A 1487-nucleotide genomic window follows, 5' to 3' on the forward strand; every position below is an offset into this window, starting at 1 on the left:
CCCCCCCCCCCCCCCCCCCCCCCCCCCCCCCCCCCCCCCCCCCCCCCCCCGGCGGGCCGCCCCCCCCCCCCCCCCCCCCCCCCCCCCGCCGCGCCCCGCGCCGCCCCCCCCCCCCCCCCCCCTTTTCGATTCCGCGTACGCTGGCGCAGGCGTCACACCTCAGGTTCGGCCGCGTTCAGCGCCTGTGCGAGGTCGGCGATCAAATCCGACGGGTGTTCGATGCCGATCGACAGCCGGATCGTGGAATCGAGCACGCCGATCTTCCGGCGAATGTCGGCGGGAACGCCGGAGTGGGTCATGGTGGCAGGAAGGCTCGCAAGCGACTCCGTTCCACCGAGGCTCACCGCCAGCTTGAGGATCTGCAGCGCGTTGAGGAATTTCATGGCGGCGGCCTTGCCGCCGACGATGTCGAACGAGAACGTGGACCCCGCCCCTGTGCATTGCCGCGCAAACACACGTCCGTCCGGCGACGCCGCGTCGTGATGACCGAGATAGTGCACCTTGGCCACTTTGGGATGATCGCACAGATAGTCCGCCACGAGGCGCGCATTCGCGTCGGCCTTTTCCATGCGCAGGCTCAGCGTCTCGAGCGAGCGGTTGATCATCCAGCAGGAATGCGGATCGAGCTGGGTGCCGATGGCGCCCCGTAGCGCCTTGATGCCTTTCACCACCACCTTTGCGCCGAGCGCGGCGCCCGCGATCAGATCGGAATGACCGCCGACATATTTCGTGAGCGAGTACAGGGAAATATCGGCGCCGTGCTCGATCGGCCGCTGAAACACCGGCCCGAGCAGCGTATTGTCGCAGGCGATGATCGGAACATGGCCTTGGGTCTTTCCGATGGTCTCCGCGACGCGCCGCATCATCGCGATGTCGACCAGCCCGTTGGTCGGGTTGGCCGGAGTTTCGATCAGGATCATCGAGACCCTTCCCTTGCGCATGGCCTCCTCCGTGGCCTGGCTGACCACGGCTTCATCGACGCCATCGGCGAAGCCGACGGCGCCGATCGACAGACGCGCAAGCGTGTTCGTCAGCAGGGTTTCGGTGCCGCCATAGAGCGGCTGCGAGTGCAGAATGACATCGCCGGGGCGGACGAACGCCAGGATCGTGGTTGCGATGGCCGCCATGCCGGACGAGAACAGCGCGCAGCTCTCGGTGCGCTCGTAGATCGCGAGCCTGTCCTCGACGATTTCGCTGTTGGGGTGATTGAACCGCGAATAGACCAGGCCCGCGCCCATTCCTTCCGGCGGCTCGCGTCGGCCGGAGACGAAATCGAAGAAGTCCTGCCCGTCCTCGGCCGTCTTGAACACGAAGGTCGAGGTCAGGAACACCGGCGGCTTGACCGCGCCTTCCGACAATTGCGGATCGTAGCCATAGGTCAGCATCAGCGTTTCCGGATGCAGCATATGGTTGCCGATGTGCGTCTTCGACGGGAACGGTTTGACCATGGCCTGTCTCGCTGTTGCTGATTGAGCTGCTCGCCGCGG

Annotated in this window: 1 protein-coding gene; it reads right to left on the reverse strand. The window is 66.6% G+C overall.

Annotated elements, in window-relative coordinates:
• Nucleotides 1–152 precede the first annotated feature (152 nt).
• The gene (locus AC0L2J_RS21995) at nucleotides 153–1448 is read right to left on the reverse strand and encodes a cystathionine gamma-synthase family protein (RefSeq protein ID WP_473394237.1); all 1296 of its coding nucleotides are present in this window, start codon (nucleotides 1446–1448) and stop codon (nucleotides 153–155) included.
• Nucleotides 1449–1487 lie beyond the last annotated feature (39 nt).

It is taken from the genome of Bradyrhizobium sp. MV1.5 (genome assembly GCF_055807615.1).